The sequence below is a fragment of the Cecembia calidifontis genome, from assembly GCF_004216715.1.
Classification (GTDB): domain Bacteria; phylum Bacteroidota; class Bacteroidia; order Cytophagales; family Cyclobacteriaceae; genus Cecembia_A; species Cecembia_A calidifontis.
The window spans coordinates 403,934-418,168 of sequence record NZ_SGXG01000001.1; the positions used below are offsets into that span (position 1 = coordinate 403,934).

Genomic DNA, 14,235 nt, shown 5'->3' on the forward strand with positions numbered 1-14,235 from the left:
TTTCCCCACCTTATTACATATATTCTTTTGTTAGCTTCAATGCTGAGTTTTCAATGCTCCCAAACTTGCATTTTTGTATAATCAAATAATAAGGCAATGGAAAGAGACTTTATTTTGACACAGAAGGAGCACATAGGTGTTCTTTACTTTCCAAAAGAGGAAGTACTTGACAGCGAAATGGATAGAGAGGCAAGGAAAGCGGCCCTTAACAGAGCGCTTTCACTTGGAAACCTTGAACAAATCAAAGTCCAAATTTATTTTACTGACTCAGAGAAATCTTATCTGGTAGACACTACGATTTGGGGACTCACAGAAGAAAGGGTTATCCTAAAACAGGGCATTACCATTCCGATCAACAGGATAATAAGTGTTTCATTATAAAATGAGGATCATGAAAAAACCTCTTGTTTTGGTCTTTTTATTATTCCCTTTGATGATCATGAATACAGAAGCCCAAGAAGAGAAATTGAATGTATCATTCTATGATGGAATCTTTATTGGTGGCTACATAGATCAGGGAGGATTTCTAAACTTCACAGGACCTAACATCAACGCCACTTATGGTAACTCAAAATTTATCATTGGCATGCTTCCGTCCCTAAGGTTCAAGAAAGACCGTAGCACACCCAAAAATGCTTTCGCTACTCCCAATTTGGGCATAGGGTTCACATACAGTTATAAAATATGGGCAATCCAACTGCCCCTATATTACAATCCAAAAACTCCCACTGAAAACGGGAGGTGGCATATAGGAATTGGAGTAGGGCTTAGGTTAAACGAATTTAATGAGAGGTGATATGATCAACAAGTTCAAAAACAGTTTTTTCTATATCGGTGTAATTGGTGGATTTACCTTGCTGATGTACTGGATTGTACAGGTCGGAGCCAAATTGGAAGAAGGCAGGAACATCATCATTCCCAATACAGGAAATTCTCAATGGAAAGAATTTTTGGATTCATTGATCCATAATTTTGATCATCCACTGGCAATTTTACTTGCCCAAATTGTGACCATCATACTGGCTGCAAGGTTCTTTGGTTGGGTTTGCAGCAAAATTGGACAACCAACAGTTATTGGAGAAATCATAGCGGGGATAGTATTAGGTCCCTCTTTGATAGGGATGTACTTCCCTGAATTTTTCAACACTTTATTTCCTGTGGATTCTTTGGGGAATCTTCAATTTCTGAGTCAGATTGGGCTGATCCTCTTCATGTTTGTAATTGGGATGGAATTGGACATCAGTGTCTTAAAAAACAAAGCACATGATGCAGTTGTCATTAGCCATGCAAGCATTATCATTCCTTTTACGCTTGGGATGGGGCTGGCATACTACATCTACACGTCATTTTCACCTGAGGGTGTTCAGTTTTTGTCTTTTGGACTGTTTCTCGGAATAGCCATGAGTATTACTGCTTTCCCTGTACTGGCAAGGATTGTCCAAGAGAGAGGCCTTCACAAGACAAGGCTTGGAACAGTGGTGATTACCTGTGCTGCAGCAGATGATATTACAGCCTGGTGTTTGTTAGCAGCTGTTATAGCGATTGTAAAAGCAGGGTCTTTTGTAAGTGCTCTTTATACTATAGGCTTAGCTTTGATTTATGTGATCCTGATGATCAGAGTAGTAAGACCTTTCCTCAAGCGCGTAGGTGACCTGCATCATACCAAAGAGAATTTGGGAAAGCCTATCGTTGCCATTTTCTTTCTCACCCTGATTCTATCTGCTTATGCCACTGAGGTAATAGGTATCCATGCCCTCTTTGGTGCATTTATGGCTGGTGCAATTATGCCCATCAATACCAGTTTCAGAAATATCTTTATTGAAAAGGTTGAAGATGTTGCTCTGGTCTTATTACTGCCACTATTTTTCGTATATACTGGCCTGCGCACAGAGATTGGTTTGCTTAATGACCCATACCTTTGGAAGGTCACAGGTTTGATCATTCTGGTTGCCATCATAGGTAAATTCATAGGAAGCGCCGTTGCAGCCAAATATGTAGGACAAAATTGGAAAGATAGTCTTACCATTGGTGCACTCATGAATACAAGAGGTTTGATGGAGCTTGTGGTTCTCAATATTGGATATGACCTGGGCGTCTTGACCCCGGAGATTTTTGCCATGATGGTAATCATGGCTTTGGTCACTACTTTTATGACAGGACCTGCATTAGACCTCATCCAATGGTTATTCAAAAAGAATACCCCTGAAATTCCAAAAGAGGTAATACAAAACAGCAAGTTTAAGATTCTCATATCGTTTGGCCACCCGGAAAGAGGCCGTTCCTTATTGAGATTGGCCCATTCACTTGTGAAAAAAGTAAATGGAAACGCGAGCATTACTGCCATGCATTTGACACCCGTAGACGAACTCAACCAATATAACCTAAATCAATACGAGGAAGAGAGTTTCTCCCCCATCAAAAATGAATCTCAAAAACTTAACCAGAGAATCCTGACTTTATTTAAGCCGACACATGATATAGATTCAGATATTGTGGACATCACCAACAAAGGCGACTTTGATCTCTTGTTGATAGGAGAAGGGCAGTCTATTTTTGAGGGTAGCATGTTGGGAAAAGTCCTAGGCTTTACGACTAAATTCATTAACCCCGAAAAAATTTATAACCAGGTTACCGGTAAAGAAAGTTTTTTTGAAAACTCCCCTTTTGATGAGCGGACCAGAAATATTCTCAAAAGAAGTGATTCTTCAGTAGGTATTTTGATTGACAAAGGTTTCGAAAGTACAGATACAGTGTTCATACCTGTATTTAGTGAATCAGACTATTTCCTTGTTGCCTATGCCCAGAAACTCATCAACAACGCAGGTTCACAGATCACTTTCCTTGATGCCTCCGGTAATTTATATCAAGACATCCGGTTTAAAGAATCAATAAGGGCAATTGAGCAAGTTGCCCCAAACCATATCCAGCTGATTAAAGAGAAAGTGATTGAAAAAGACTTCCTCCAAACCCAAGACCTAATGATTATAAGTTTGGAAAGTTGGAAAGGCCTTCTGGAAACCAAGAGCCTATGGCTTGAAAATATTCCCTCTACACTGATTATTAAGGAAAAATAAATAGGTTTAAAAAGGAATATTGGCTCAAAAAAAGCTGACATTCCGTTTATCCATCCGAAACACCTTTCAAAACCAAGGGGGTCAGCACAGCGAAAGCATTTTTATTTAACCGTCTATTTTTTGTAACATAGGTGCCGCAAGTGGAGCTGTTATTAGTCCCTACTTGTCCAAAAAAACTAAACCTGATATACTTTATGAAGAAAATGTATCTATCGTTGGTTGCAGGGGCAGGAATGCTTTTTGCTGTCCAATCAACCACCTTGGCCCAGGGAGACTATCCCACACTGGGTCAGGTTACCCAAAGACTACAGGCTATCTCAGGAAGTGGCAGTGCTGCCAAATTGAGCTCACTGACCAAAACTGAGGGAGGCAAGGACATTTGGGTATTAAAAATCGGCAAAGGTGATATGGATAACAAACCGGCTATTGCCGTTGTAGGCGGAGCGGAAGGTTTCCATGTGCTCAGCGTAGAACTTGCAGTACAGTTTGCTGAAAGACTGGTCAAAGAACACAGCCAAATCCTGGACAAAACCACTTTCTATGTGTTCCCCAACATGTCCCCGGATGCCTACGAGCAGTACCATGCATCTCTCAAATATGAGAGGAGAGGCAATGCCTCCAATGTGGACCATGACAGGGACGGAAGGGTGTCGGAAGATGGTTATGAAGATCTCAACAAGGACGGATTGATCACTTTGATGCGTGTAGAGTCTCCTATGGGTGATTACATGACTTTATCCTCGGATGAGAGGGTGATGGTCAAAGCTGACCGTTCCAAAGGAGAAAAAGGAGCCTATATGGTTTTTCCTGAAAGCAGGGACAATGACAAAGATGGGAAATTCGGGGAAGACCTGAGAGAGGGTATTGCCTTCAACAGAAACATGACTTACAAATTCCCAATCTTTACTCCTTTGGCAGGTGACTATGCCGTATCGGAAAAAGAAAGCAGGGCATTACTCGATTACCTCTTTGACCAATGGAATATCTATGCATTTGTAACCTTCAGTCCGGCCAACAACCTATCTGCCCCACTGAAATACAATGCTGCTGATGCCAGAAAAAGAATTATCACTTCCATGTTAGAAAAAGACGTGGCCATCAACAGTATGGTGTCAGGCATTTACAACAAAACTGTCAGCCAAAAAGCTTTTAATCAGACCAATCAGGGAACCGATGGGGACTTTTTCCAATGGGCCTATTTCCACTTTGGAAGATTGAGTTTCAGTACACCGGGTTGGTGGGTTCCTGAAGTGAAAGGAGAGGATGGCAAATCCAACAGCAATGCTGAAGCCAACTTCCTGGCCTGGGCTGCAGAACAAGGATTAAACAATGTATTTGTGCCCTGGACTTCGGTCAACCACCCTGATTTCCCCGGCCAAAAGGTCGAAGTAGGAGGCATCAAACCGTTTGTCATGCACAATCCTCCTTATGCCATGGTCAATGACATCGCCAAAGAGCATACCGATTTCATCATCCAATTGGCAGAGATGAGCCCTAAGATGGAATTCCACAACCTCAAAACCGAAAAACTGGGCAATGGACTGACCAGAATCACAGTGGATCTTTTCAACAACTCTCCCCTGCCAACCCATTCTGAAATGGGAGAAAAATCCAGATGGCTAAGAAAAGTCAGAGTGGATATCAATAGAGATGTGAAAGACATCGTCTCAGGTGACAAAATCAAACTGATCAACAAACTCGGTGCTTATGAAAATGTCACATTGAGCTGGATAGTGAAAGGTTCGGGTTCCGTGGACATCAAAGCCGGAGCAGCTCATACTGGTTTTGCCACTTTAAATGTGAGACTTTAAAGCAAATGAAGATGAAAATTAAAAATTGGATATATACAGCAGCCTTAGGAGCAGCAATCAGCTTCGCTGGCATCAGTGAGACTTCTGCCCAAGTGGGACAGGACAGGTACTTCCGTGCAATAGGAACCCCTCACAATCCAAAAGTGCAGGTTTCCTGGAACAGGTACCACACCAATCTGGCCTTGGAGGAAATCATGAAAAATATGGTGAAACAGCACCCCAATCTGGTCAGACTGGAAAGCATAGGCAAATCCTTTCAGGGCAATGACATTTGGGTATTGACCATCACCGATTTTAAAACCGGAAAAGCAGAGGACAAACCGGCCATGTGGATTGACGGCAATATTCACTCCAATGAAATCCAGGGAACTGAATTTGCCCTCTATACGGCCTGGTATTTGACTGAAATGTATGGCGACCTGGAATTTATCACGGAGCTTTTGAAAGACAAAACTTTCTACATAGCCCCAACCATCAACCCGGACGCCCATGATTATTTTATCAAAGAAGCCAATAACCAAAACTCCCCACGTTCAGGCATGATCGTCATGGACAATGATGGAGATGGTATTGCAGGAGAAGACCCCTTCAATGACCTGAATGGTGACGGACATATCACCATGATGATCAGAAAGTCTCCTACCGGAAGATTTATCAAAGATAAAATGGATCCCAGGAAATTAATCCCGGTAGCAGCTGATCAAAAGGGGGAATACGAAATGCTAGGCTATGAAGGCTACGATATGGATGGGGACGGTGAGGTCAATGAAGACGGTATTGGTTATTATGATCCCAACAGAGACTGGGCCTGGAACTGGCAGCCGGATTACATCCAAAGGGGGGCCTGGAAGTATCCATTCTCCGTTCCGGAAAACAGGGCTGTAATGGAATTTGTAATGAAACATCCCAACATAGCAGCGGCTCAGTCTTACCACAACTATGGCGGGATGATCCTGAGGGGACCTGGTGCAGAAGAGGACCTCAATACCTACAATGCATCTGATGTGCGGGTTTATGATGCCATCGCTAAGAAGGGAGAAGAGTTTATGCCTGGATACAAGTACTTGGTGGTGTACAAAGACCTTTATTCCGTATTTGGCGGTCAATTGGATTGGTTCTATGGAGGAAGAGGAATATTTACTTATTCCAATGAGCTTATGACCTCTTACCTGTATTTACATCAAAATGCCGGAAGAGGCAATCAGGACGAACAAATGAAAGTAGACACCTACCTGACCTTTGGCGATGCCTTTGTCAACTGGCAAGAGTATGATCACCCACAGTTTGGAAAAATTGAAATCGGAGGGTTCAAGAAAAATTTTGGGAGATTACATCCTGGCTTCCTTATGGAACAGGATGCCCACAGAAATTCGGCTTTTACCATCCTACATGCCTACCATACTCCTAAATTGAGTGTATCTGAGGTGAAGGAAAAAGATCTAGGCGGTGGTTTGAAAGAAATTACTGCCACCATTTACAATGAGCGTTTGATCCCAACACACTCCTCCCAGGATATCAAGTACAAGATCGAAAGACCTAATTATATTAGCATTTCAGGAGCTAAGGTGGTAGCCGGATTCATAGTGGAAAATGAAGACTTCAATAAACTTAAAGAACAGAAGATCAACCCTGAAAAACTGGAGGTAGAAAACATTCCGGGTATGGGGGCTGTAAAAGTGCGTTGGATAGTAAGCGGAGGAGGCAATTATAGTATTAACGTAGACTCTGCTAAAGGCGGCAAAGCCAGTTGGAAAAAATAAAGACTCAACTTGTTGATCAATAAAAAAAGCCCCAAGGGTTCGGAACCTTTGGGGCTTTTTTATACAAAACCTTTCAAAGCCTGGAGCATTTCTCTCTTAGTCATATAGCCGCCTTTTCTCCAGACGATCTTTCCCCTTTTGAACAGGATATAGTGTGGAATAGACCTAACACCAAATTGCAAACTGACCTGTGGATTTTTATCAACATTCAGTTTATACAACTTTACCTTCTCTCCCAATTCCTCTACCACAGCGTCCAACACCGGATTCATAGTTTGACAAGGTGCACACCAATCCGCAAAAAAATCAACCAAAACCGCTTCATCGGAACTTTGGATCACCTCTTTAAATTTTTTCTTTGCCATACTTTATTATAGACAAAATCTACCCTTAAAAAGTTCTGGAACAAAAATCACAAAAAAGGCCTGCCCCCATAACATGGAGACAGGCCATACAATTCACGATATGAACCGATTATTGATTTGGTCTTGCCGGAAGTTGGATACCCAATTTGGCCAACACTAACTCAGTGAATTTGTCATCATCTCTGGTATACAACAGAATTGGAGAATTTCCAACTGCTTCAGAGAAGATATGGGTGTAATTATGCTCAGCTGCCACAGAATTGATGGCATTGAATACCTTCTGCTGTACGGGCTCAAGCAATTCCTGTAGCTTCCTTTGATAAGCAACTTGTGCATCTTGCTCAGCTTTTTGAAGCTCTTGCTGCAGCCTTCTCAACTCTTGTTCTCTCTGAGTTCTTGCTTCTTCAGTCATGGTAGGTGCTGCTTGCTGATAGGACTGAACTCTTCTTTCAAAGTCCTGAGCCTTGGTCTGCATATTGGTCTGCAATTGAGTCTGATAATCTTGGATATCTGCACCAATTTGCTCCATCTCTGGCATCAGGTCCATCAAAAGTTCTACATTGGTGTAGCCGATTTTGATGTCTGACTGTGCCTGAGCTACGAATCCTACGCAAAATAACGCGATTGCGGAAAGGATAACTTTTACTTTCATCATTGTTCTTGTTAATTAATTTTTATTTTTCTAAACCTAATTCCTGAAGCACAAACTCAGAATAGTCATGCCTCGGATCTGTATATATCATCAATGGTCCTGATGCCTTGTCAAACAGTACTGCAAGATTGAATCTTTTGCAAACTTTGTCAATGGCATCGAAGATCTTTGACTGTAAAGGCTGCAATAGTTCCGCTTGTTTTTGGTAATACTGTCCATTGATACCAAACACACGGTTATTGAAGGCAATGGCCTGTTTTTCTTTTTCCTGTATGGCCAGTAACCTTTCCCTGTACATTTCCTCAGTCAGCAGCACTTCTTCTGCCTTCAGGTTGGAACGCATCTCCTTGATATCCTGCTCCAATTTTTGTGCCTCTTTTTTCCATTGCTCACTCAAAGCTGCCAGCTCTTTCTGAACCAGCTTGTAATCAGGGTGTTTGTTAAGCAGAAATTCAGAGTCGATATATCCGAATTTCTGAGCCTGAACCGGTTTCAAGATGGTCAGAGCCCCCATAAAAACAAACAAAAATAAGAATTTGAGTGATCTTTCCATTATTATCTGAATTGCTGACCAATAGTAAAGTGGAATTGGGGTCCACTTCTCTGGATACTTCCCGGAATTGGGTCAAATCCATATCCCCAATCCAGACCGAGCAGACCAAATGCAGGCATAAAGATCCTGGCTCCTACACCGGCAGACTTTTTCAAATTATACGGATTAAACTCCGCATAGGATCCCCAGTTGTTACCCGCCTCCGCAAATCCAAGCAGGAAGATAGTAGCCGATGGGTTTGGAGAAACCAGAAACCTCAGTTCCATGACATGCTTGTTGTATACAATACCTCCATAACCCTCAGTCCTATTGGGATCAAACCTGGATTCCCTACCCGGAGTAAGAGATTGGTTTTCATACCCTCTCAGACCAATGATCTCCTGTCCTAGGGCAAAGTTGTTGAAGTTCATACCATCTCCACCCAACACAAACCGCTCCAATGGAATGATGCCGATTCTGTTGCCATAAGATCCCAAGAATCCCATGTGCGTTCTGGCACTTATTACCCATTTGGGTGAACCAAAGACAGGTGTATAGAAGGAAGCGTCAAACATCCATTTATGGTATTCCAGCCATCTGAACTTCTCCTCATCAGGTGACTCCCTGTTTATGTTCGGGTTAAGCGAAGCATAAGGCGGGGTAAAGGTAGTTGTCAGGGAAATATTTGAACCTAACCTTGGATAAATTGGGTTGTCAATATTGTTCCTGGCTATGGTGTTGTTAAAAGCCAAACTGTTAGCTCTTCCTGTTGGGAAACTGAGACCAAAACTAGTTCCGAATTCATTGAAGTCATAAATCTGGAATGTCATTGAATTGCTTACCATAAAGTAATCATCCGGCCAGGTAATCCTCTTTGAAAGACCGACAGTTGCTCCCGTAATTTTGAATGAACCTATCTCTCTATTTGGATTTCCACCGAAGAAGTCAACTTGACGCTGAACAGAATGGTTGAAGCTTACAGAAAGTGCGTTGGGCTTTTTACCTCCAAACCAAGGTTCAGTCAAAGAGATGCTGTAGTTTTGGAAAGTCCGGCCATTGGCCTGCACCCTCAGTGATAGTCTTTGACCATCACCTACAGGAAGTGGCCTCCATTTTTCAAAATTGCCTATATTTTTAATGGAGAAATTATTGAACACTAACCCTACTGTGCCCACAAATCCAAAGAAACCTCCCCATCCACCGGAAAGCTCAATCTGATCATTGGGTCTTTCTTCTAATCTGAAAGTAATATCCACAGTAGCATTTTCAAAGTTAGGACGCATATCCGGTTCAATCTTTTCCGGATCAAAATATCCTAACTGAGAAAGTTCCCGGATGGTCCTGACCAACAAGCTTCGGTTAAACTTCTGGCCTGGCAATATCCTGATTTCCCTCATCACCACATGGTCAGAGGTCCTTTCATTTCCTTCAATATTGACAGAATTCACAGTAACCTGAGGTCCTTCAAATATCCTTAACTCAATATCAATGGAATCCCCTTGGACAGCAACCTCTACAGGGTCTATTTGGAAGAAAAGATAACCATCATTTTGATAAAGAGAACTTACATCATCCTCTTTTTGAGGATCAAAATTCAACCTTTTCTCAAGCCTTTCCTTATTGTACACATCCCCTTTTTCGATCCCCAACCTGGACAGCAAGACATCGGAAGAATGCAGGTAATTCCCTACAAAAGTGATATTTCGGTAATAGTATTTCCTGCCCTCTTCCAAAGAAATGTCCACATTGATGGTGTTTTGAGAATGTCTATAGGTAGAATCGGCGATGATTTCCGCATCCCTATAACCTCTGGAGTTGTAGAAAGCAATAAGCTTTTGCTTGTCCTCTTTGAAGTCTTTGGCCACAAACTTGGAAGACACAAAGAAATTCAGTTTGAAATTTCTATTGAAGTAATCCTTCACCTGCTCATCAGTTACCACATTTCTGTAAATAACTGCTTCTTTGACAGATTTTGGGGTAGTATTGCTGATCCTGGAAGCCAATTCACGGAAGAAATGCAGGCGCGGATGCTCTTTGGTCTTTTTAAGCTTCCCTTTTAGCTTTTTGTCAGAAATTTCCTCATTCCCGTAGATATTGACCCTATTGATCTTGACCTTAGACTTAGTATCTACATCAAAACGGATCTTCACACTATTTGGAAGTGTTGTATCCCTTTCCTGAATGACCTTTACCTCTGTATTGAGGAAACCCTTGTCGACAAAATACTGGCGTATGTTTCTTTGAGATGTATTGAGTACATCATCCCTAACTACCCTTCCACGGATTTTTATCTTATCTTTAAGCTCCCCCTCTTGGGTCTTGTTTACCCCGGAGAATTCCACACGGGAGAATCTTGGCCTTTCAGTAAGTTCAAGAAGCAGATAGATGTCCTCACCTTCAATTTTTGTAACCAAGATTTTGACATCCCCTATAATCCCCTGCCCCCAAAGCTTTTTCAAAGCATTGGAAATCGCATCACCGGGTACGGAAATTTCATCATCTACCCTCAGACCTGAAAGTGAAACCACTGCAACCTCATCTAAGGTGGAAAGCCCCACAGCTTTTATCTCTGCTATTCTGAACTTCTGTGGCTTGGAATAATTGAGCTCCAATAAATCAACAGGCTTTGCGGGGGTAAACCTACTTTGCCCCAGTCGGATCTGTGCCTGGGCAGCAACTGCCCACATTATCATTAAAAGTATTAAGGTACTCCGCTTCATTCAAGGTTTTGATTTAATCTGGGCGGTTGTTTTTCCAAACCTCCTCTCCCTTCTTTGGTAATCCAATACGGCTTCCAATAAATGCTCTTTCCTAAAGTCCGGCCACAGGATTTCTGTGAAATACAGCTCTGTGTAGGCCAATTGCCACAATAAGAAATTGCTGATCCTCAGTTCACCACTCGTCCTGATCAATAATTCAGGGTCAGGTACCCCTTTTGTATCCAAATGATCAGCAATCAATTGCTGATTGATCTGTTCTATATTAATTTGTCCTTCGACTACTTTCTTGACAATTTTCTTCAGTGCATTTTCAATTTCCCATCTTCCACTATAGCTGAGTGCAAGGAATACGGTTAATCCAGTATTATGGGAGGTAAGTTCTTTGGCTTCCTGCAATTTGGCCTGGGCAGATACAGGCAGGCTTTGGATATCACCGATGGAGGACAACCTGATATTGTTTGTCATCATGGTAGGCACCTCATCGGTGATGGAATTGATAAGGATATCCATCAATGCATTGACTTCATCCTGGGGCCTGGCCCAGTTTTCAGTAGAAAACGCATAAAGTGTAAGGTATTTGACACCGATTTCTACAGCTATTTCAATAGACTCCCTTACAGCGGTGAGGGCATTCCTATGACCAAAAATCCTCATGGCACCTTTTTTCTGGGCCCAACGCCCATTTCCGTCCATGATTATCGCAATATGTTGGGGGATGTTATTCCTGTCTAATAATTCCTTCATTCCGGGTGTAAAGAATCCACTCTTATTTTTGGAGGTACAAAAATGCTATTTCTTTTCCAATATTCTAACCTAATGCTCAATTAATTGTAAATGTAGCACTTGATGGTATTGAAGGAATAACTGATTGTCAGGCCAAAAAAGTAATACCAGTCATTGTCACTGTAATTGCCCCGGCTGATTCTTGCAGGTTGATTAACCCCATTGGCATCTGGAATTACAGGATTGATGGGCAGTTTGCCGTCCACTTTATCGAGTAAATCTGTAAATGTAGCCCTGAAACCCAGTTCAGCACCAAGCATCCATTTGTCGTTCAATTTATATTTGATACCTATCCCAAAAGGAATGACCGGCGTACTGAGGTTATAGTCTCCTGCTTCTGGATCAGCAAAATAACTTCTGCCTGAACCACTGAAATAGGAATAGCCCAGTCCGAAGAAGCCATAAGGAGAAAACCGGTACACCGACTGCGGATGAAGGAAATCAATGAAATGATATTCCATAACAGCTGTAAACTCGTAAACATTTCCCTTGAAGTATGCATCTCTATTGATAGAAGGCAGGTCTATTCTGGCCACAGAATCCGCTGCAGCCAATCTTCCAAAAGAAAGCCCTGCCCTCAAGGACCACACATTGTCAAAATTTCGTCTGCCAAACAACGTCCCCTGAATCCCAACATTTCCCTGATCGAACCTCCTCACCAGATCACCCGTGTAGGTGGCCACTCCCAAACCTCCGCCAAAATCATAACTCTGTGCAGAGACCCGGTCTGTAACCAATCCTATCGCAATCATGAGCAGGAAAAGGACGATCCGAATGTTGACTTTATTCAAGACGATGCAATTTATGAAGTACAAAACGATATAAAAACCCCGTTTAGTATTTCAGGGGTTAATTTTTGTTAAGATTAACAAGCTTTTGGAAAGCTAATCTAAATCCTTCGGATTTGAAAACAATCCAGACTAATTTCTCATATCAAAGCCCCAATTCAATTTCTGCCTCAGGGTATCGAAATAGCTATAACCATAAAACTTCACCAGCCTTGCCGAGAAATCTGCCTTCTTTAATTTCAGATCCACAGTAGCATCAATGGCAGTGGACCTCGAATCCAAAGAAATAAGGAATTTCTCTGATCTTCCTTCAATCTGAAAGCTGATGACTGATTCATCTGAAACGATGATCGGCCTAACATTGAGATTGTGCGGGCTTACGGGTGTGATCACGAAGTTTTTGGCTCCTGGTGTAATCAAAGGACCACCACAACTCAAAGAATAACCGGTAGAACCCGTAGGTGTCGCTACAATAAGTCCATCTGCCCAATAGCTGTTTAGATATTGGCCATTGATGTAAGTATGGACAATAATCATGGAAGAGGTGTCTCTCTTATGGATGGTGAATTCATTCAATGCAAAATTCGTCCCGTTGAATACAGGCCTAGAGGACTCCAAACTTACCAAGGTCCTGGATTCAAGGCTATATTCGCCCTCAAAAAGGGCGTTAATCGCCTTTTGAATATTTTCCTTGGCCACTGTGGCCAAAAAGCCCATCCTACCGGTATTGATACCCAAGATCGGGATTTCTAACCTCCCTACCTGTATGACTGTATCCAATAATGTTCCGTCCCCTCCTACAGAAAGCACAAAATCCATCTCCTTCATTTCCTCTTTGGAACTGATGACTTGGGCATCTGAAAGTTTTGAAGAGGGCCTTTTGAAGGATTTGGAGAAACTTTCTGTAAAAAAGATCCGGCTCCCCCGGTTTTTCAATAAACCTATCAATTGTTCAATAAACGGTACAAATTCTTTTTTCAGGTTTATTCCATGAAGGACAGTGTTCATTGCGGAGCTGTTAAATATTCAAGAAGCGGAATAGGTTACCAATCCTTTCCTGTTCTTCACTGATGTTGTTTTCTTCCTGATATTGGTCTAAAATCTTAAAACCAAACCTTTCGAGGGTGGCTTTTATATGCCTCAGTTCTGTTTTATCCAATTTTAATGTCAACTTGATTTTGCTGTCATCAAGCGGGTCATTGGAAATGAAACTACTTAATATCTTGGCATTTTCTGATTCGATAATCCTGGCAATTTCAAAAAGACTGTAATCCGTCATATACATGGACAAAACCAGTACAGCACCATGGGATTGAATGGATAGGGTATCGGCAAAAGCCCCAATAGCATCCTCCATGGTGACTACACCCAGGTATTTTTTATCCCTGTCAACGACGGCCACCATATTGATATCAAATTCGGAGGAAACTTTGATGACATCATAGATATGCTTATCGAAATAGACAAAACAAGTCGGGCATATGAGATCAAATTCGGCGATTTTTGATTCCGGTTTGTTCTTGGTATAAATCTGATCGTCCGTCAAAAAGCCCAGAAAATTACCATTATCTACCACAGGCAAAACATTGGTTCTGATCTCTTCCATCCAGGACAAAGCCATCTTGGCCTTATCCGTTAGCTTCAAAGGAGGTATGAGATTATTGATGAATTCGTATGCCTGCATGGACTAAAGATATTTAAATTGTTCCGAAATATAAAACAGGTATGGCAAGTATCTGGTTCAAATAAA

At 41.9% G+C, this 14,235-nt stretch carries 13 protein-coding genes; 5 read left to right on the top strand and 8 right to left on the bottom strand.

What is annotated here, in order from left to right; all coding sequences use genetic code 11:
- Positions 1-96: 96 nt before the first annotated feature.
- The 5 genes from BC751_RS01795 (at position 97) to BC751_RS01815 (ending at position 6,645) form a co-directional block, all read left to right on the top strand.
- Complete coding sequence (locus BC751_RS01795) at positions 97-381, top strand: hypothetical protein (RefSeq protein WP_130274056.1); 285 nt, start codon at positions 97-99, stop codon at positions 379-381.
- A gap of 10 nt (positions 382-391) precedes the next feature.
- Positions 392-796 (top strand): DUF3575 domain-containing protein, encoded by a 405-nt coding sequence (locus BC751_RS01800; protein WP_242617331.1) that lies wholly within the window; start codon positions 392-394, stop codon positions 794-796.
- 1 nt (position 797) lies between these two features.
- Positions 798-3,074: a cation:proton antiporter gene (locus tag BC751_RS01805; protein WP_242617332.1), complete on the top strand. Its 2,277-nt coding sequence runs from the start codon at positions 798-800 to the stop codon at positions 3,072-3,074.
- A gap of 194 nt (positions 3,075-3,268) precedes the next feature.
- A complete protein-coding gene (locus BC751_RS01810) occupies positions 3,269-4,885 on the top strand; it encodes a M14 family metallopeptidase (protein WP_130274057.1) in 1,617 nt (538 codons plus the stop codon).
- 11 nt (positions 4,886-4,896) lie between these two features.
- Positions 4,897-6,645 carry a M14 family metallopeptidase gene (locus tag BC751_RS01815; protein ID WP_130274058.1) on the top strand — a complete coding sequence of 583 codons (1,749 nt, stop codon included), beginning with the start codon at positions 4,897-4,899 and terminating at the stop codon, positions 6,643-6,645.
- Positions 6,646-6,704: 59 nt separating this feature from the next.
- Here the strand turns inward: BC751_RS01815 and trxA are convergent, their stop codons facing one another.
- From trxA to BC751_RS01855, 8 genes are all read right to left on the bottom strand, one after another.
- Complete coding sequence (gene trxA / locus BC751_RS01820; RefSeq protein WP_130274059.1) at positions 6,705-7,010, bottom strand: thioredoxin; 306 nt, start codon at positions 7,008-7,010, stop codon at positions 6,705-6,707.
- A 109-nt stretch (positions 7,011-7,119) separates the two neighbouring features.
- Complete coding sequence (locus BC751_RS01825) at positions 7,120-7,665, bottom strand: OmpH/Skp family outer membrane protein (RefSeq protein ID WP_207226826.1); 546 nt, start codon at positions 7,663-7,665, stop codon at positions 7,120-7,122.
- Positions 7,666-7,684: 19 nt separating this feature from the next.
- A complete protein-coding gene (locus BC751_RS01830; protein WP_165389780.1) occupies positions 7,685-8,215 on the bottom strand; it encodes an OmpH/Skp family outer membrane protein in 531 nt (176 codons plus the stop codon).
- Between the two features lie 2 nt (positions 8,216-8,217).
- On the bottom strand, positions 8,218-10,914 hold the full coding sequence (locus BC751_RS01835) for a BamA/OMP85 family outer membrane protein (protein ID WP_130274061.1): 2,697 nt from the start codon (positions 10,912-10,914) through the stop codon (positions 8,218-8,220).
- Complete coding sequence (locus BC751_RS01840) at positions 10,915-11,658, bottom strand: isoprenyl transferase (RefSeq protein WP_130274062.1); 744 nt, start codon at positions 11,656-11,658, stop codon at positions 10,915-10,917.
- An 80-nt stretch (positions 11,659-11,738) separates the two neighbouring features.
- Complete coding sequence (porG, locus tag BC751_RS01845) at positions 11,739-12,488, bottom strand: type IX secretion system protein PorG (protein ID WP_130274063.1); 750 nt, start codon at positions 12,486-12,488, stop codon at positions 11,739-11,741.
- A gap of 129 nt (positions 12,489-12,617) precedes the next feature.
- On the bottom strand, positions 12,618-13,493 hold the full coding sequence (locus BC751_RS01850) for an NAD kinase (RefSeq protein WP_130274064.1): 876 nt from the start codon (positions 13,491-13,493) through the stop codon (positions 12,618-12,620).
- Between the two features lie 10 nt (positions 13,494-13,503).
- The gene (locus BC751_RS01855; RefSeq protein ID WP_130274065.1) at positions 13,504-14,169 is read right to left on the bottom strand and encodes a CBS domain-containing protein; all 666 of its coding nucleotides are present in this window, start codon (positions 14,167-14,169) and stop codon (positions 13,504-13,506) included.
- Positions 14,170-14,235 lie beyond the last annotated feature (66 nt).

Excerpts from the sequence above, each read along its gene's own strand:
- BC751_RS01855 (WP_130274065.1), bottom strand. The coding sequence starts at position 14,169 with ATGCAGGCATACGAATTCATCAATAATCTCATACCTCCTTTGAAGCTA.
- BC751_RS01810 (WP_130274057.1), top strand. The coding sequence starts at position 3,269 with ATGAAGAAAATGTATCTATCGTTGGTTGCAGGGGCAGGAATGCTTTTT.
- BC751_RS01840 (WP_130274062.1), bottom strand. The coding sequence starts at position 11,658 with ATGAAGGAATTATTAGACAGGAATAACATCCCCCAACATATTGCGATA.
- BC751_RS01830 (WP_165389780.1), bottom strand. The coding sequence starts at position 8,215 with ATGGAAAGATCACTCAAATTCTTATTTTTGTTTGTTTTTATGGGGGCT.
- BC751_RS01850 (WP_130274064.1), bottom strand. The coding sequence starts at position 13,493 with ATGAACACTGTCCTTCATGGAATAAACCTGAAAAAAGAATTTGTACCG.
- trxA (WP_130274059.1), bottom strand. The coding sequence starts at position 7,010 with ATGGCAAAGAAAAAATTTAAAGAGGTGATCCAAAGTTCCGATGAAGCG.
- BC751_RS01835 (WP_130274061.1), bottom strand. The coding sequence starts at position 10,914 with ATGAAGCGGAGTACCTTAATACTTTTAATGATAATGTGGGCAGTTGCT.
- BC751_RS01795 (WP_130274056.1), top strand. The coding sequence starts at position 97 with ATGGAAAGAGACTTTATTTTGACACAGAAGGAGCACATAGGTGTTCTT.
- BC751_RS01805 (WP_242617332.1), top strand. The coding sequence starts at position 798 with ATGATCAACAAGTTCAAAAACAGTTTTTTCTATATCGGTGTAATTGGT.
- BC751_RS01800 (WP_242617331.1), top strand. The coding sequence starts at position 392 with ATGAAAAAACCTCTTGTTTTGGTCTTTTTATTATTCCCTTTGATGATC.
- BC751_RS01825 (WP_207226826.1), bottom strand. The coding sequence starts at position 7,665 with ATGATGAAAGTAAAAGTTATCCTTTCCGCAATCGCGTTATTTTGCGTA.
- BC751_RS01815 (WP_130274058.1), top strand. The coding sequence starts at position 4,897 with ATGAAAATTAAAAATTGGATATATACAGCAGCCTTAGGAGCAGCAATC.